Annotated in this window: 14 protein-coding genes; 8 read left to right on the forward strand and 6 right to left on the reverse strand. The window is 71.2% G+C overall.

The features are described from left to right. Nucleotides 1-109: 109 nt before the first annotated feature. Nucleotides 110-253, reverse strand: coding sequence for a hypothetical protein (locus WME89_RS05935; protein ID WP_438008270.1), 144 nt, complete (start codon nt 251-253; stop codon nt 110-112). 72 nt (nt 254-325) lie between these two features. Further along, on the reverse strand, nt 326-1,039 hold the full coding sequence (gene bdcA / locus WME89_RS05940; protein WP_438008271.1) for an SDR family oxidoreductase: 714 nt from the start codon (nt 1,037-1,039) through the stop codon (nt 326-328). A 76-nt stretch (nt 1,040-1,115) separates the two neighbouring features. On the opposite strand from bdcA, the gene WME89_RS05945 reads away from it, so the two are divergent. Together WME89_RS05945 and WME89_RS05950 are read left to right on the forward strand one after the other, a co-directional pair. Next, nucleotides 1,116-1,706 carry a helix-turn-helix domain-containing protein gene (locus WME89_RS05945; protein ID WP_438008272.1) on the forward strand — a complete coding sequence of 197 codons (591 nt, stop codon included), beginning with the start codon at nt 1,116-1,118 and terminating at the stop codon, nt 1,704-1,706. Between the two features lie 350 nt (nt 1,707-2,056). After that, nucleotides 2,057-2,212, forward strand: a complete 156-nt coding sequence (locus tag WME89_RS05950) for a hypothetical protein (protein WP_437822062.1) — start codon at nt 2,057-2,059, stop codon at nt 2,210-2,212. A 396-nt stretch (nt 2,213-2,608) separates the two neighbouring features. On the opposite strand, the gene WME89_RS05955 is transcribed toward WME89_RS05950, so the two are convergent. Then, nucleotides 2,609-3,499, reverse strand: coding sequence for an AraC family transcriptional regulator N-terminal domain-containing protein (locus WME89_RS05955; protein ID WP_438008273.1), 891 nt, complete (start codon nt 3,497-3,499; stop codon nt 2,609-2,611). A gap of 173 nt (nt 3,500-3,672) precedes the next feature. On the opposite strand from WME89_RS05955, the gene WME89_RS05960 reads away from it, so the two are divergent. Together WME89_RS05960 and WME89_RS05965 are read left to right on the forward strand one after the other, a co-directional pair. Then, on the forward strand, nt 3,673-4,446 hold the full coding sequence (locus WME89_RS05960) for an SDR family oxidoreductase (protein WP_437624003.1): 774 nt from the start codon (nt 3,673-3,675) through the stop codon (nt 4,444-4,446). 182 nt (nt 4,447-4,628) lie between these two features. Beyond that, nucleotides 4,629-5,294 carry a transposase gene (locus tag WME89_RS05965; protein ID WP_438011902.1) on the forward strand — a complete coding sequence of 222 codons (666 nt, stop codon included), beginning with the start codon at nt 4,629-4,631 and terminating at the stop codon, nt 5,292-5,294. 1,394 nt (nt 5,295-6,688) lie between these two features. Here the strand turns inward: WME89_RS05965 and WME89_RS05970 are convergent. Further along, nucleotides 6,689-7,522, reverse strand: a complete 834-nt coding sequence (locus WME89_RS05970) for a helix-turn-helix transcriptional regulator (RefSeq protein WP_438008274.1) — start codon at nt 7,520-7,522, stop codon at nt 6,689-6,691. A gap of 121 nt (nt 7,523-7,643) precedes the next feature. On the opposite strand from WME89_RS05970, the gene WME89_RS05975 reads away from it, so the two are divergent. From WME89_RS05975 to WME89_RS05990, 4 genes are all read left to right on the forward strand, one after another. Then, nucleotides 7,644-8,372 carry an SDR family oxidoreductase gene (locus tag WME89_RS05975; protein WP_437981147.1) on the forward strand — a complete coding sequence of 243 codons (729 nt, stop codon included), beginning with the start codon at nt 7,644-7,646 and terminating at the stop codon, nt 8,370-8,372. Nucleotides 8,373-8,404: 32 nt separating this feature from the next. Then, entirely contained in the window at nt 8,405-9,085 is a 681-nt protein-coding gene (locus WME89_RS05980) for a dienelactone hydrolase family protein (RefSeq protein WP_437537058.1), read from the forward strand. A 1,359-nt stretch (nt 9,086-10,444) separates the two neighbouring features. Beyond that, nucleotides 10,445-10,669 carry a DUF2845 domain-containing protein gene (locus tag WME89_RS05985; RefSeq protein WP_438008275.1) on the forward strand — a complete coding sequence of 75 codons (225 nt, stop codon included), beginning with the start codon at nt 10,445-10,447 and terminating at the stop codon, nt 10,667-10,669. Between the two features lie 166 nt (nt 10,670-10,835). Continuing rightward, nucleotides 10,836-11,303, forward strand: a complete 468-nt coding sequence (locus tag WME89_RS05990; RefSeq protein WP_438011903.1) for an aldo/keto reductase — start codon at nt 10,836-10,838, stop codon at nt 11,301-11,303. Here the strand turns inward: WME89_RS05990 and WME89_RS05995 are convergent. Next, on the reverse strand, nt 11,239-14,319 hold the full coding sequence (locus WME89_RS05995; protein WP_438008276.1) for a PEP/pyruvate-binding domain-containing protein: 3,081 nt from the start codon (nt 14,317-14,319) through the stop codon (nt 11,239-11,241). The genes WME89_RS05990 and WME89_RS05995 overlap by 65 nt on opposite strands. A 197-nt stretch (nt 14,320-14,516) precedes the next feature. Continuing rightward, a complete protein-coding gene (locus tag WME89_RS06000; protein ID WP_438008277.1) occupies nt 14,517-17,009 on the reverse strand; it encodes a PEP/pyruvate-binding domain-containing protein in 2,493 nt (830 codons plus the stop codon). Between the last annotated feature and the right edge of the window lies 1 nt (nt 17,010).

Consider the following 17,010-nt stretch of genomic DNA (forward strand, 5'->3'; position numbering starts at 1 on the left):
GGAGCCGCCCTCGGTGGTGCAACAGGCGAAAGCTACGAAAATCGCTGCTGTTTACGACGACCGCTCGCCATCACCCGGGAGTCCCTGGCGGGATTTCTGACACCCGAGACTAGTACTCGCCGCAGTCGCCGGGCGCCTGGAGCGCGCCGAAGCTGTAGGGGCGCGCCTGCTTGACCAGCAGCCGGCGCTCCGGGCCGATCAGCTTCCACTCGAACTGCATCGCATAGAGCCGGTTCTCTCCCTCCGGGGCCACCAGCGGCCGGTAGTGCGCGTGGATGGACTCGAGATCCGTAGGTTCTGCATGCCGACCCCGCGCCCCATCGGGTCAGGCGCCGAACGCGCCGTCGATCGTGTGCATCGCACCGGTGACGAAGCCCGCCTCCGGGCCCGCCAGCCAGGCGACCATCCCCGCCACCTCCTCCGGCCGCCCGTGGCGCTTGATGGCCAGGAAGCTGTGCATCAGGTCCTTCATCGGCCCGTCCGCCGGGTTCGCGTCGGTGTCGATCGGCCCGGGCTGCACGATGTTCACCGTGATCCCGCGCGGCCCGAAGTCCCGCGCCAGCCCCCGCGCCATTCCCTGCAGGGCCGACTTGCTCAGCGCGTAGGCCGCCAGGCCGGCGAAGGGCATCCGGTCCCCGTTGACCGAGCCGATCACGATGATCCGCCCGCCCTCGGGCATGCGTCGCGCCGCCTCCACCGCGGCATGATAGGGGGCCTGTACGTTGATCCGGATGAGCCGGTCCACCGCGTCCGGGTCCAGCTCCAGCGCGTCGCCGAAGAGGGCGATCCCGGCATTCACCACCAGCACGTCCAGCGGCCCGCTCTCCCGCACCCGGGCGATCACCGCATCCCGGTCCGCGCTGTCGGTCGCCACCGCCGTGCTGCCCGTCTCCGCCGCGAGCTGCACCGCGGCCTCGCGCGAGCCGGCATAGGTGAAGGTCACCGCCGCGCCCTCCGCGGCCAGGCGCCGCACGATCGCTGCCCCGATTCCACGACTGCCGCCGAGCACGAGAACGGACTTATTCTGAAAACCGGCCATGCGGTCCTCCTTGAGAGTTAACTTAGTGACCGCTACATTAAGTTCCGGAAGGGAGCCGTCAAGGAATTTTGTACAGATGACTACAAAAATAGCACGGCCCCGCGGCCGCCCCCGCCGCTTCGACCCGGAAGAGGCCGTCGCCACCGCCCAGCGCCTGTTCCATGCCCGCGGCTACGATGCGGTGAGCGTCGCGGACCTCACCCGGGCCCTCGGCATCAACCCGCCCAGCTTCTACGCCGCATTCGGCAGCAAGGCCGGCCTCTACCTCCGCGCCCTCGGCCGCTACGCCAAGGCCGGGGCAATCCCCCTGTCCGAGTCGCTGCGCCCGGACCGCCCCGTGGCCGAATCCCTCGCGGCCCTGCTGGAAGCCGCCGCCCGCGCCTATGCCGCCGATCCCGCCGCCGCCGGCTGCCTCGTCCTGGAGGGCGCGCGCTGCAACGATCCAGAGGCGCGGGAGGCCGCCCTCGCCGCCCGCGTCGCCGCGGAGGATTTCATCCACCGCTTCGTCGCGGCCCGCCACCCGGAGGAGGCCCGGCTCCTTACGGATTACGTCGCCACGGTGATGGCGGGCCTCTCCGCCAGGGCGCGGGAAGGGGACGGCCTGGACCGTCTCCTCGCCACTGCCCGCCTCGCCGGCCGGGCCATCGCCGCGTCTATCTCCGCCTGACCGCCGGGTCCGGCTCGCGAAGGCTGTCGCTCGAGCGCGCCTTCGCTGACGGGACTGTCGCGGTGGACATGGATCCGCTCTCGCGCCTGTGCCGCCTCGCGGCCAGCGTCCCGCCGCCGCGCTTTCAGACCGTCAAGGACGCTGGCGTGCTCGCCTCGGCGAGTCGCCCACGTTGGCGCGCAAGCGCATCGGACCGCGCCCTGCGAAGCCAGAAGAGCCCACGAAGGCGGACGATGACGCCGCTCCGAAACGCAAGCGTGGCGGCTATCGGGCGGTCGACAAGCCGCGCCGAGCTCTTGCGCCGCACATGTGCGATCGATGTCCTCGAGTGCCCGACTTGCAAGGGGCGGATGAAGCTCGTCGCCATGGTCACCGAGCCCCGGAACATCGTCCGCTTCCTCTGCGCGCTCGGCGAGCCGACCGATGTTCCAGCACGCTCTCCCAGCGTCCACGCGGCGGCCACCGTACTGGAAAAGCACCGTTGTGCGCCGCAAGGCGCCCGGTGACGCCGTAGAGCGTCTCGCGACGCGCCTGCCGGGCCAGACCAACGCCCGGACGGACACGTGTGCCCACGGCACGCCGATGCGCCTCTTAGCGCGCGCGGCGCCGCCCGGACCACGCGCTTTCGACCCAGGACCGAGCCATCACGACGCTCGCGGTCCCACCCTTTCGCTCTGCCGCGCTACACTTCTTCGCGCTGCGATCCGGCTTCTTTTACCTCCGCGCTGACACCGCCGTCGCGCCGTGCCAAGAACTGACAAGACGGGGCGCGACCTCCGCGACCGCTGAGTGACGCGTCCGGCGTCAGGGATGCGTCGCTGGCCCACCACCCGCGCGACAGCAGCCGGTGGGCGACCGGATCCTCGAACCCCGGGACATCGGTCAGGCGTTGGGTCGACTGGTCACGAACGTCCACGCGGCGCCGCGTGCGCGTCCGCCGACGGCGGCGAGCCGAAGAACCGACGGTACTCCCGGCTGAACTGCGACTCGCTCTCGTAACCGACGTCGTGCGCGGCGGTCTTCACCGTGCCTCCCGCATGGAGCATCTGGCGTGCACGTGTCAAGCGGAGCGCCTTCATGTACTGCAGCGGCGAGGTTCCGGTCATCGACTTGAAGTGTTGATGGAACGTCGGGACGCTCATGTGCGCCATCTGCGCGAGGTCGCCGATGCTCATTCGCTCCGCGAATCTCGCGTTCATATGGCGGAGAACGTGCGCGAGCTGGCTCGTCGGGCCTTCCGCGAGCGCCCGAAGCGAATCGCCATAGGGCCCGTCGAGCACGAGAAAGAGCATCTCGCGGATGGTCTGCCGCGCGAGCGCCCTCGTGCGCCGTTCATCGGTCAGGCAAGCGAGCAAACGGGCTCCAGCGTCCTCGAGGTCGCGCGGAAGCGGCGCGCGAAGAACGCTGCGAGAGGAACGCGCCAGCTGGGGCGCGGGCGGCTCATCCTCCTCGATGAGCAGCTCGCGCAGGAGGGCGAGCTCGATCTCGACCACCACGGTGAGCACGGGCTCATCGACCGACGCAATGGTCCTGCAGAGCATCGGCAGCGGTGAGGTGACCACGAGGTAGTAGCCGGCGTTGTACACGAACGTCTCGTCACTCAGAATTGCGTGCTTCTCGCCAGCGCCGACGAGAATCAAGCTGGCAGGATAGAGGGTGGGCGTGGGCGGCTCCGCGACGGTCACGCGGTAGACGACGACGCCCGGGTAACGCGTGCTGTTGCAACCCTCATGGCGCGCCAGCGCGGCAATCCCAGCGGCCAAGGAACTGCTCGAACGAGCCGCTCTCGACATGCGCGTCATCCTACCCCCCTGGTCGAGAGGGCGCCAGGAGGTTCGTCGCCTCGCTCATAGGATCGTGCATGCCTTCGATAGTTCCGTGCCTTCCGTTTCCGGCCGCCGCGGCTACTTATTGTCGCGTCAACGAGCCGCGCAGGTGAGCGCGGCCCCATCAGGAGGAGTGAAACATGGTTCAGCAGGCCCAGGGCGCCCTCGCGGAGCGGGTCGCCGTCATCTCGGGCGCATCCAGCGGCATCGGCGAGGCGACGGCGAAGGCGCTCGCCGCCCGCGGCGCGCGCGTGGCGTTGCTCGCTCGCCGGAAGGAGAGGCTCGATGCGCTCAGCGACGCCATCCGGAAGGCCGGTGGCCAGTCCGCGGTATGGCAGGTCGACGTGACCGATCGAGAGGCCGTCGAGCGGGTCGCCTCCGAGGTCATCGAGAAGCTCGGGCGCGTGGACATCGTCGTGAACAACGCCGGCGTCATGCTGCCGAACCCGATCGAGGCCAGGCGCGTCGACCAGTGGCAGCAGCAGATCGATCTCAACGTCACTGGCCTCATGAACGTCATCGGCGCGTTCACGTCGGCGCTCGTGCAGGCTGGCTCCGGCCCGGGGCCGGCGGATCTCGTGAACATCTCGTCGATCGCCGGCAAGAACATCTTCCCGGCCTTCGCGGTGTACAGCGGGACGAAGGCGTTCGTGACCCATCTGTCGATCCACCTCCGTGCAGAGCTGGGCTCCAAGGGTGTGCGCGTGGCATCCATCGAGCCAGGCATCGTCGGCACGGAGCTGCAGAGTCACGTCGACTTCAAGGGCGCGCGCGACTGGCTCGAGGGGTCGAAGTCGCAGATGGAGTGGCTCGCCCCCGAGGACGTGGCCGAGGCCATCGCGTTCACCGTGAGCCTGCCGAAGCGGGTCAACCTCCAGCAGGTCACGATCATGCCGACCGGCCAGCCCTCCTAGCTGGCTAGCCCCTCCCGCCCACAACGAGCCCCTGGGCACGCCCCGTCGCCGCGCTACTCCACGAACCGGAGCCAGTCAGGTTGATGTCGCCGGTCTTGAAGGCGACGCGCACCACGTGCGGGCCGACGGTCACCCAGCTCCCGTGGCGGCGCAGGCTCGCCCAGGACGGGGCGTTGTTCGGCGTGCTGACCCGCATCTTCGTCGAGAGCGTGGAGCGGTTCTACGAAGAGCGCGCCGCGCGCCGAGGCGCGTTCGGCGCGGTCAAGAGCGGCGCGGTGACCGCCGTGCAACGCGCGTCCGGCGACATGCGGCTCAATCCGCATCTGCACGTGGTCTTCCTCGACGGGGCTTATCACGAAGACGGCACCGAGCTCGTGTGGAACGAGCTCGGTCACCTGCGAACGCGCGAGGTCGGTCAGGTCCTAGAGCACGCCGTCGGGCGGATGCTCCGTTACCTCCGGCGGCCCGGGCATCTCGAGATCGAGCACGACGTCGAGGAGGACGGCGAGCCCGAGGCAGCGCTCTGTGCCTCCGCCGTCTCGGGACGAGAGCCGCGCCACACGTCGTCGCCCCGCAATGGCTCCGCGGGCTCTCGTCGTCTTCTCCGAGCGCGCTCGCGTACGACAAGCCGCTGTGCGCTGGGCTCGATGGCTTCACCTTGCACGCAGCGACGCGCGCCGGTGCGCACCATGCCGCGGCGAGGGAGGCGCTGCTGCGTGACGTGCTGCGACCCCCGATCGCCTCGGCGAGCCGACCGATGTTCCAGCACGCTCTCCCAGCGTCCACGCGGCGGCCACCGTACTGGAAAAGCACCGTTGTGCGCCGCAAGGCGCCCGGTGACGCCGTAGAGCGTCTCGCGACGCGCCTCCCGGGCCAGACCAACGCCCGGACGGACACGTGTGCCCACGGCGCGCCGATGCGCCCCTTGGCGCGCGTGGCGCCGCCCGGACCACGCTCTTTCGACCCAGGACCGAGCCATCACGACGCTCGCGGTCCCACCCTTTCGGTTTGCTGCGCTACACTTCCTCGCGCTGCGCTCCGGCTTCTTTAACCTACGGTGCGCCAAGCACAGCTTCGATCAGGAGGATGCCATGTGAAGTCCACACCAACTGAAACCTGATGTAGCGACCCAGCGGGTTGAATTCCTGCCCGACCAAGGTAGGGCCGCCAGTCGGAAGCGAGTCTTGCGTGGTGACCGAGGGCAACCCGGACTACGAAGCGTGGACAGCGAGCACGCGGGCCGCGGAATCGGGCTCCGAAAGAAAGAAGTCGTGGAAGCCGGCGGGACCGTAAGCCCGGAAGGCAACATCGAGGGAGCGATGCGTAGGGACATGTTCCCGGAGGCCTGCTCCTGAGATTCCGCCGGAGTCGAAGAGCCGGGGCATGCGTGGCGAGGGTCGCCGAGGAACTTGGGAGGTCCCAGTGGCTCCGTCGTGAGACGGAACCGTGAAGGCGAGCGCGAGCGAAGCCGAAGCGGGGCAGCGGGACGTCGGAGCGCGCCATAGTAGCGACGAATCGGGGGAACCGAGCCGTGGGACCCCGTGGAGCGAAGGGCGCGCCGGGACACGGAACCGTAAGAGGGAAAGATGGAAGAGACATCGGGCTTGGTACCCATCTCAACGCGACTCAAACGGATAGCAGGGCTGGCGCGGCAACTCCGCGAACAGCCGCTCACGACGCTCGCTCATCACATCGACCTGGAATGGCTACGTGAGGCACACCGAAGGACGCGCAAAGATGGCGCGATGGGCGTGGACGGACGGAGTGCGGACGACTATGCGGCACACCTGGAGGACAACCTCCGGTCGCTTCTCGAACGCACGAAGTCCGGTACGTACCGTGCGCCGCCGGTGCGCAGAGTCCATATCCCGAAAGGGTCTGGCTCGGAAACGAGGCCGGTCGGTATTCCAACTTTCGAGGATGAGGTGCTGCAACGCGCAGTTGCCCGTTGCCGTTCGAGCCAGCGTCTTCGCAGGCGACGGTGAGACAGCCGAGGACGAGGAGAGCAGCGAAGCCACGCGGTGCGAGCCTTTCCCGTGAGTGGCCGCCTCGCGGCTTTCCGTGAAGGCCCTCTTCACTCTCCTCGCGGCGCCCTTCGATGCCGACGTCGCCGCCCCTTGATGCCGTCGGGCTGCCTCACAACGCCGCCTTGCTCGCCGCCGCCGAAGGCTACGGCTGCATCCCGCCGGAGATCGACAAGCTGATCCGGCAGGCGTAGGCGAGGCGCGTCGAGGAGAAAGAGTCAGCGGGCGGCTCGGGCGTACGCCCCCGGCGTCACCCCGGCGATGCGCTTGAAATGCCGGTGGAGCTGGCTCTGGTCGTAGAGCCCCACGCGCGCAGCGACCTCCGCCTGAGGGACTCCCCGGGCGAGCAGCGCCCCTGCGAGGCCGACGCGCCGGTAGGTCACGTACGCGTGCGGGGGAAGCCCGACCTCCTCGCGGAAGGCACGACAGAGGCGGAACTTGTCGAGTCGCGCGTGGGCGGCGAGCTCGTCGAGCGCGATCGATTCGGTGAACCGCGCATCGAGGAGCTCGCGCGCGCGCGTCACCGCGCGAGTCCACGCGCTGCGCGGACGGGGCGGATCTCGGCGCATGGTGGTGAGCTCGCACAGGGCGGCGAGCGCCTCGGACGACACACCCGCGAGCTCGAGAGGCGTCGCGTCGCCGCGAAGCAGCGAGCGATGCAACGCCGCCAACGGTGCAGCGCGCGGGTCGTGCGCGCAGAGCGCGTTCTCCGTCGGGGGCGACGCGGGAGAGTCCAGCGTCGCGCGCGCCTCGTCGACCATGCGCGCGTCGAAGATCACGACTTGAAACCGCCGCTGGCCTTGGCGGGCGTGCTCTGCGAAGACCTCTCCGGGGACCTTCACGTCGATCGTGCCCGGGCCGCTCGACCAGCGCGCGCCTCGAAGCGACCACTCGGAGCGGCCACTGAAGTGGAGCGCGGTGGCGTAGCGGTCCGTCACGCAGGTGAACAGGGGCCCGTCGCTCCGGAACTGCCCGACGGTGAGGCCGGGGAGCGCAGCCGGGCGTGAGAATGCGATCCGGCTCCGCCCGCGCTGCGCCGCCGAGAGGTCCACGCCGAGGACGATACCGCGCGGCCCTTCTCGGCGCCAGGGCGCTCTCGGGCTGCTCCCCAAGGACGCGCGTCGAGCCAAGATCGCCCAATCTCCTCTGGACGCTCGGTCGTAGCTGGAGGGCATGAACGTCCAGCGAACAGCGCTCGTCACGGGCGCGAACAAGGGGATCGGCCTCGAGACCGCCCGCCAGCTCGGCCGCGCGGGCATGACGGTGCTCGTCGGAGCACGCGACGAGGAGCGCGGCGCGCGAGCCGCTGCGGCGCTGCGCCGAGAAGGCATCGACGCGCGCTTCATCGCGCTCGACGTGACGGACGCCGCGAGCGTCGCCGAAGCGCCTCGCACGATCGAGCGCGACCTCGGGCGGCTGGATGTCCTCGTGAACAACGCGGGCATCCTCCTCGGCCGCTCCACGCCGAGCGCGACGCGACTCGACGAGGTGCGCCACGTGTTCGAGGTCAACGTCTTCGCTGCCATCGCCGTGACGAATGCGATGCTCCCGCTGCTCCGACGAGCGTCGCCCGCGGCGCGCATCGTCATGGTGTCGAGCGGGCTCGGCGGGCTCGCGAACCACGGCGACCCAGCGTGGGAGTACGCGTCGTTCAACGCCATCGCGTACCCCGCCTCCAAGGCGGCGCTCAACATGGTGACGGTGCAGTATGCGAAGGAGCTCGCCCCGACGGGCATCAAGGTCAACGCCGCGGACCCCGGTTACACCGCGACCGACCTGAATGGCCACCGCGGCACGCAGACCGTCGAGGAAGGCGCCCGCGCGTCCGTGAGGCTCGCGCTCCTCGACGACGCCGGCCCGACCGGCGGGTTCTTCGACGCGCGCGGCCCCGTGCCCTGGTGAAGAGACGTGAGTGACGAAAGGAGCAGGACAACATGACGACGATGGTGACGTTTTCGTTGGGGAACGCGGGGCAGATGAAGGGCGCCCTCTCCGAGCCGCCTGGCTCGGGCAAGGTCGGGGGGCTCGTCGTGGTCCACGAGTGGCACGGCCTCAACGAGGTGATGCGAGCGCACTGCCAGCAGTTCGCGCAGGCGGGCTTCCTCGCGCTCGCCCCCGACCTCTATCACGGCAAGCTCGCCGAGAACGACGAGGAGGCGGCGAAGCTGATCGGCGCCTTCGACTTCCAGAAGGCCGTAGGTGAGCTCGGCCACGCGGTCGGCTACCTGCGCTCGCATCCCCGGTGCAACGGGAGGGTCGCGGTCGCGGGCTTCTGCTTGGGTGGCGCGCTCACCCTCGCTGCGGCACGTTACGTGCGGCCGGCCCTGGAGGCGGCGGTCCCGTTCTACGGTCTTCCGCGGATCGCACCGGAGGAGTTCGCCGAGGTGAAGACGCCCATCTGCGGGCACTACGCCAAGGTGGACGACTGGGCGAACCCTTCCGTAGCCGAAGAGATCCAGAAGGCGGCGCGCTCCGGTGGAGGCGCGATGGATCTCTACGTCTACGACGCCGGCCACGCGTTCATGCGCTCGACCGATTCGTCCAAGTTCGAGCCGAAGAGCGCCGCGCTCGCGTGGCAGCGCACGGTCGAGTTCCTCCACACGCACATTGGCTGACGCGTCAGGCGGTGCCGGGCCAGGGCTGCGCCGCGCTCGCGTACGACAAGCCGCTGTGCGCTGCGCTCGATGGCTTCACCTTGCACGCAGCGACGCGCGCCGGTGCGCACCATGCCGCGGCGAGGGAGGCGCTGCTGCGTTACGTGCTGCGATCCCCGATCGCAAAGGAGCGCGTCGAGCCGCAGCAGGACGGCCTGGTGCGGCTGTCGCTCAAGCGCGCCTTCGCTGACGGGACTAGCTTGCAAGGGGCGGATGAAGCTCGTCGCCATGGTCACAGAGCCCCGGAACATCGTCCGCTTCCTCTGCGCGCTCGGCGAGCCGACCGATGTTCCAGCACGCTCTCCCAGCGTCAACGCGGCGCCCACCGTACTGGAAAAGCACCGTTGTGCGCCGCAAGGTGCTCGGTGACGCCGTAGAGCGTCTCGCGACGCGCCTCCCGGGCCAGACCAACGCCCGGACGGACACGTGTGCCCACGGCACGCCGCTGCGCCCCTTGGCGCGCGCGGCGCCGCCCGGACCACGCTCTTTCGACCAGGACCGAGCCATCACGACGCTCGCGGTCCCACCCAAGTCCGTCGCCTGATGGAGCTGGTGCCTCCAGAACCCCTTGAACCGGGCCCTCGCACCGACGACGTCACGCCGCCCGTCATGCCCGGTGACACCCAGGCCGGTCCCCCCGTAGCCCCGGCGGCGCCCTTCGAGACCCGCTCTGCGAGCTGCGCGCGGGTGTGCCGGACGCGGCGGCCCCGCGCCCCGAGCGGGCGCTCTGGGCCGCCGCGCTGCGCTTCGACGCCGCGCTCCCCGGCTTTTCGCCTCGACGACCCGCGGCCCTTCGAGTCGCACCGCGCGGGCGCCGGCTTCGTCAGGCCGGAGGCGCGGCTGACCCTCGCGCCCGGGGCTCTCCGCGCCGAGTGCGACCGCGGAGCGGGCGGCTGCGTCCACGTGCTCGCGTGGGCGACGACGGCCCCCGCGCGCTCAAGGTCGTCCTCGAGAAGCGGCGCGAGGAGACGCCGTGAGGCGCCGGGGGATCGTGACGCCGAAGGTGCCGGCCCCTGCGGAGGCCATGTGGTTCTTGATGCGAAGAGAGCTGGAGCCCCTCGGCCTGCTCAGTTCCTGATCGCCCTCTCGCGTTCGCGCTCCGGCGGCCCTGGCTCAGCTCGCCCCGCACCCGAGCGGGATTGCGATCGGGGACCTCGCGCCGTACACACCGCATCGATGGAAGCCCCGCGTCGTCGTGCCCCTCTCGTAGGTCTCCTCGCGGTCGCGGCCTTCGCCGCGCCGCTCGTCGCTGCTGCAGCGACGAGTGCGCTCGCGCGTGCGCCGGGTCGGGTCCACGAGGTAGCTCAGCCTCACGACGGCATGCGCTGCGGCGGCCGTCTGGTCGAGCTCGGCATGACGAAATCCGAGGTGGCGGCGCGGTGCGGGGCGCCCTCGCACCAGACCATGCGCTACGAAGAGCGCGTCGTGGACGGCCGTCGCGAGCTCGTCACCGTCGACGAGTGGACGTATCTGCTCGGCCCCGGCACGTTTCCGCGCCTGCTCGAGTTCCGCAACAACCGCCTCGTGTCGCTCCGGGCCGGGTGAGGTGGTCTTTGAGCGTCTAGAATACCGATCACGTTGATCGAGCGAGACGAGCCCCTGGGCCTTGCGCCGGTAGGTGGGCGGGGAGCGGGCTATTCCCGCGGAAGCATTGAGGAAGCTGCCGGGTGGGTGGCGGGACGCCGAGGTGCGGGACCTCGACGGGCACGTGGTGGTAGCGCGTCGCCACGCTCAGGCTGATGCCGATCGGCCCCTTCTTGGGGTCGTCAGCCGTCCGCGCCGTGGATGCCGGGCGTGCGGTGGAGCCTCTGCGAAGGCCGACTACCCAACGGCCGGGCGGCTCGCGTTCGGCCGGGAGCGCGTACGTGCGCCGCGTCATCATGGACGAGCAGCCGACGGCTATCGCGCTGCAGGCGGCAACTTCATCGATACCGCCAACAACTACCAGTCAGGCGAGTCGGAGAGGTTGCTCGGTGAGTTCATCGCGAACGACCGCGACGAGGTCTCAGTGGACGCGGCCGACGCCCCGGCGGATGAGCTCCGATCGGCTCGCGGGGGCGGCAGCCCTCGCCCCGTCGGCGGCCCGCGCCGGCGCCGGCACAGACCCGCAGACGCTAGTATTCGCGGCAGTCGCCGGGCGCCTGGAGCGCGCCGAAGCTGTAGGGGCGCGCCTGCTTGACCAGCAGCCGGCGCTCCGGGCCGATCAGCTTCCACTCGATCTGCATCGCATAGAGCCGGTTCTCTCCCTCCGGGTCCACCAGCGGCCGGTAGTGCGCGTGGATGGACTCGAGCGCGCAGCCGAGCCGCTGGATCTCCGGGAACGACAGCACGTCGAGCCCGCGCGACAGGCTCGAGCGTGCATGGTAGTCCGCCTTGATCGTGCGGGGCGGCGGTGTGTACACGAGCTCGTCGCTGGTCACGCCGGGCGCCGGGTTGGTGACCGACGCCTCCCCGATCTGCGCGTTGATGTAGTACTGGCTGTCGCGGGTCGCGTCGAGCGCGTTGCGGCTGATCGCCACGCCCTGCGCGCGCTCCGATTGCCACGCCTGGTGCACCAGCACGGCCATGGCCGCGCGCGCCTGCTCCACGTGGCCGAACTCGCGCTCGTCGTAAGCGCGCGTGTTCCAGAGGCTCGACCAGACCGTGCGCAGCGCGTCCTCGATCGAGCTCGACGAGGCCTCCAGGTCGCCGCTGGTCGACGTGTGCAGCCCCGCGCCGTTGAAGGTGGCCAGATCCTCGGTGTTGCTGCTGCTGCGCAGGCGCACGCGCTCCTTGCCGAAGCGCTCCTCGATGGCGCCCGTGATCTCGCGCAGGATCTCGCGGTCCACCGGGTGCTTCAGCATCCGCTCGCGCACCCGCGAGAGCCCCTCGGCGTGCGCGCGCGGATCGGCGCGGAACTCGGGGTCCTGCTCGAGCTTGGCCAGGAGCTCCGCCGCGCCGCTCGCCTGGAAGTGATCCATGTAGTGCGAGAAGGGGACGGCGAACGCCGCCGGCGGCACGTACAGCGGCAGCAGGTCGGGCGGGCAATACGGCCCCACGCCGCTCACGCGGTACAGCTCGGCCATGCCCGCCGCCTTGGAGCCGATGCTGCCGCTCCACGCGTAGTCCGCGGCGTCGAGCGAGACGACCCCGCGCACGGAGAGGTCGAGCGCCGGCGCGAGCCGCTCGCCCTCGGGCTTGCGCGCCTCCCAGTAAGCGTCCGCCTCCTGCGCGGTCGCCTCGCGGATGTCGAAATCGGAGGCGCGCACCTCGAGCCGCACCAGCTTGCCGAAGAGGCCCTCGAGGCGCGCGTCGCCGCGCGCGCCGCGCAGGGCCATGTTCGGCGTGCCCCGACCGCGGGCCAGCACGTTCACGTGCGCCAGCGGCGTCTGGAATGCCTCGGTGATGAGGCCGCCCATGAACGCCGTCTCGTTCGGCACGTCGTCCGTCACGACGATCACGTTCGGGCCGAGCTCGGCCGTCTCCAGGTCGCGCGCCGGGACGAACGTCAGCGTGCCGAAGCCCTCGGCCGGGTTGAGCGGCTGGTAGGTGAGCCCCTTGTACGGCGCGTTCGGCCCGACCATGGGCGCGGTCCCCTCGATCGCGCGCAGCTCGGCGATCTGGCGCCCCTCGGTGGCTCGGATCGCCCACGCCTGCGGGTCGGGCACCGCCTTCATCACGGCGAAGAAAGCGCGCCGCATCTGCTCGCCGACGATCTTGTCGCCCGGCGCGAACTCGACCGTCCTGGCGCCGTTGGTGTGCTCCACCAGCGTGCCGAGGAGATAGCGGCGGCCCTCGGCGCGGTAGTACTCCTTCTGGCTGAACAGCCCCCAGCCGACGTTGAACTCCGCGGCCTGCTCGGGGTCGCAGCGATCGAGGTGCGGCAGCCGCTCGATCTGCTCGCGGATGAAGGTGTAGTGAAGCGCCCACGCGCGCGTGCTCAGCAGGTGCACCGTGTCGTTCGTCGCCATGTCGACAACGAACTTGACGCCGGCCTCGCCGACCTCGGTGCCGCCCCTGGCCAGCTCGGCGAAGTCGCCGGGCGTGTCCAGCCGGTGCGCGCGCCCGCTCGCGAGCGGGCGCCCCGGCAGCGCGGCGCAGCCCGCGTTCGGGGCGCCGGGGCTCGGTGCGTCGCAGAAGCGCGGCGTCCCGGTGGCGTCGGGCACGCGGGCCAGCGACGCGCCCTCCGGCCACGCCATGAAGTCGATGCGATCGCTCGGCACAGGCAGGCCCGCGCGCCACAGCGTGGCCACGCCGTCGAACTCCGGCGAGGCCTCGATCGCGGCCGTGTCGCTCGCGCTCACCGGGACGCTCACGCGCGCCCCGGGCGCGAGCGTCATGCCGGGCTGCGGCCACGCGAGCAGCACGCCCGCGCCGGCGCCGGGCAGCCCTTGCCCGGGCGACAGCGCCGAGAGGCGCAGCGCGAAGTCGTCGAGCGCCACGGCCGCCCCGCTCGCGTTCACCACCTCGACGAACCCCGCGGGCCGCAGGGCGAGCTCGGAGATGACCAGCGGCCCGGTGATGGCCGGGAACGGCTCGGGCCACGCGAACGGCGCGAAGCGGATGCTGTCGTCGAGGTTCGGCGGCTCCGGCGGCTCGCAGCTGTCGCCGTTCGTGCGCTCGGGCGTGGCGTAGCGGCAGATCGACAGCTCGCCCGTGCCGTCGGGCAGGCGCGCGTAGCTCTCGGAGCGGGGCAGCTCCGGCACCTCCACCGCGTCGGCGAGCTCGCACGACGCCGACCAAAGCAGCACGCGCGCGCCCGAGTTCGAGAGCTTGAACGGCAGGTGCAGCGGGCCCTGGTCCGGGGTGTCGTCGGCCCAGAGCAGCACCGTGCGGCCCGGCCCGAGCGCCAGCGTCGGCAGCCGCGTCGCCTTGCCGAGCTTGTCGCCCAGGTAGTACTGCCCGAGATCGATCGGGCGCTGGCCCATGTTGATCAGCTCGACGAAATCGTCCGTCTCGCCGCTCTCATCGACCCAGGCGCCGTCGTTGCCTGTCATCACCTCGTTGATGCGCAGGTCACCGCTGGCGTCGCTCGCGCCGGGCGCGCCGGCCGCGCCGGCCGTCGAAGACGCGAAGTCGCAACTCGAAGGCTCCGGCGGAGGGGCGGGCGGCTCGCCCGAGCAGCCGGCGCCCATGGCGACCGACAACAGGCCTGCGCCCACGCGCGCCCGGCGCGATCGAAGCGAGCGGCGGTCGAACGATGATCTAGCGGTCATGCAGGCTCGGTCAGCATGCGACGTGCCACGCGGACCGGCGCCTGGACAGCGCAGAAAGCTCATGGAGCCCAGTCGCCTCGACTCCTGGCGCAACGTGGCGTGCGCCGAGCTGTGCCAGCGCCCGCGCCGTCACCGCCAGGGGGACGCGCGCGGCGAGGCGCGGGCGCCGGCTCGGCTCACATGCAGCTCAAGCCTGCTCAAGCCTGCGCCAGGACGCCAGTCGCCGCGCTCGTATCGCTCCCTGGCAGGAGCCTCACCAGGCCCTCTGTGCCGTCGACCAGGAGCTGCTGGCCATCGGCGATGCGCTCCGTCGCGCCGGAAGCGCCCATGACCGCGGGGATCCCGTACTCGCGCGCGACGATGGCCGCATGGGAGCCGGCGCCTCCGGTGTCGGTCACGACGCCCGCCGCGAGCGCGAAGAGCGGTGTCCACGAGGGGTTGGTGTAGGAGCAGACGAGGATCTCCCCCGGCCGCAGGCGATCGAACTGGTGCTCGCCACGCACGAGCCTCGCCCTGGCCCGGACGACGCCCGACGACGCGCCGGTCCCCCGGAGCTCGTCGCCCGTGCCGCCCCCCTGCATGCGCTGCTTCTGCCAGCGGGTGTTGACCACCTGGTACGTGGCCCGCCTCCGCTTGAGCAGCGCCTCGATCTCCTCCTTCGGGGGGGCTCGGCCCAGCAGCCATGCCTTGGCCTCCTGCTCGCTCAGCTGGAAGACATCGGTCGCGGTCGGCAGGAGCCCGCGATCGTGGAGGCGACGGCCGAGCTCCGCGACGAGGGTTTGCATGGCAGAGAGCGGGCGGGTCAAATCGAAATGGCTGTCCTCCCGGAAGACGGTGGCGGCCCGGACGTGCTCGGTCAGGGCGCGGAAGGCGCGGGCGAGGCCCGGCACCCAGCGGAGCCGGCGCTCGATCTCCAGGAGGGCGGCCCCGCGACGCGCGCCGCCGCCGTCGTCCGGAAGCTCGGAGAGGGCCATGAAGCTCCGGAGGAGGCACCAGACCGGCTCTGGATCGTTCTTCCAGGTCGGCGTCGAGAGGTACGGGCCCACGCCCTCGCGGTGTCCGTACTCGTCGAGGAAGGCGTCGACCGCGGCGAGGCAAGCTCGCCCCGCCTCGGTGGCCCGCAGATCCCCGGTGCGCCCGCTCCGGATGGCGTCGGCCACGTCGGGTCCGGCGCTCTCCGCCTGCTTTGCCACGCGGAAGAGCGCGCGATTCGCCGCCGAGGTCCTGGTGTGGATCCCGCCGAGCAGATCCGCGAGCAACGCGGGCGCGCGCGCTTTGCCCACCGCGAGGCGCACGGCGAGGCCGAGCGCGGCGGTGCCCAGCATGAAGCTGGGGCCGCGCTCGAACCGCTGGCCCATGACGTCGCCGTAGACCTCCGCGACATGGTCCGCGCGCTCGATGAGCTCGGCGTCTCCCAGGTGGGTGCAGTCGACCGGCTGGCTCGCGGCGAGCAGCCGGCTCAGGGGCTCGCCGTTCCACCAGGCGCTCAGGTCGTGGTTGAAGCACGCCGCGAGCTTCGCCGGCGCGCCGAGGAGCCGGACCGTGGGCCGGAGCTTCGGCAGGAGGAGCGTCTCTCGCCACACGTGCGCCGGCGGCTCCTGCGCGTCGGCGTCGGAGACGGCGAAGCCCATGTGGCGGAGCGCATGGATGAACGCCCTGAGGTTGTGCTTGATGGCCCAGCGATCGAGCGGCCTCGGGGCGATGGGGAAGCGCTCCAGGGCTTCGTCCATCGTGCCCGTGGGGGCGGGCTCGATCGGCTCGAGCTCCGCGGCGCCCAGCGTCGTGATCGGCCGCGACTGGAGGAGGAAGACCCGCCCGGAGGCCACGGCGAACTCCACGTCTTGCGGGCAGCCGAAATGGGCTTCCAGCGAGAGGCCGAGGCGGCTCAGCTCGAGCAGCTCGGCGTCCCCGAGCGCCGGACGCCCGGGGCTCTCCAGGTCCCTGTCGACGATCGCGAGGGCGCCTCGCTGCGCCGGCGAGCCTGCCTGTGGGCCGCCCCCGCCGCGCGGCTCGCGGCGGATGCGGTACGTGTCGCCCCGACGATGCCCCGACACGATGGCTTCTCCCAGGCCCGGCGCCGCGGAGAGGAGCATCCAGTCCCAGCGCTGCTTCACCGGATCGACGGTGAAGAGCACCCCCGCGGCTTCCGCGGGCACCATCTGCTGCACGACGACGGCGATCTCGACCGAGAGGTGCGAGATGCCCCTCGTGCGCCGGTAGTGCAGGGCTCTCGGGCTGTAGAGCGACGCCCAGCACCTCCGGACCGAGGCGAGCGCCTCGTCCTCGCTGGCGACGTCGAGGAACGTCTCCTGCTGGCCGGCGAACGACGCGTCGGCGAGATCTTCGGCGGTCGCCGAGGAGCGGACCGCCACCCGGGCCGCGCCGAGCTCGCGGTGGGCCGCGCGGATCGCGCCCTCGACGCTGGCCAGCATGGCGCCGCTCCGGAAGAGCTCTTCCGCCGCCGAGGCCGCGGCCTTGTCGTCGCTGGCGGCGAGCTGCGCGCCCAGGCGCTCCGCGAGCCCCCACGCGCGCGCTTGCTCCGCGTAGGCCTGGGTGCTCACCACGAACCCGGGAGGGACGGGGAGCCCGAGGCGGATCATTTCCCCGAGGTTTGCGCCCTTGCCGCCGGCCGTGGGCAGGTCGGCCCGGGACAGCTCGCTCAGGCGGTGGACGATCGTCGCCGGCGACATC

It is taken from the genome of Sorangium sp. So ce321, from assembly GCF_051530195.1.
GTDB lineage: Bacteria > Myxococcota_A > Polyangia > Polyangiales > Polyangiaceae > Sorangium.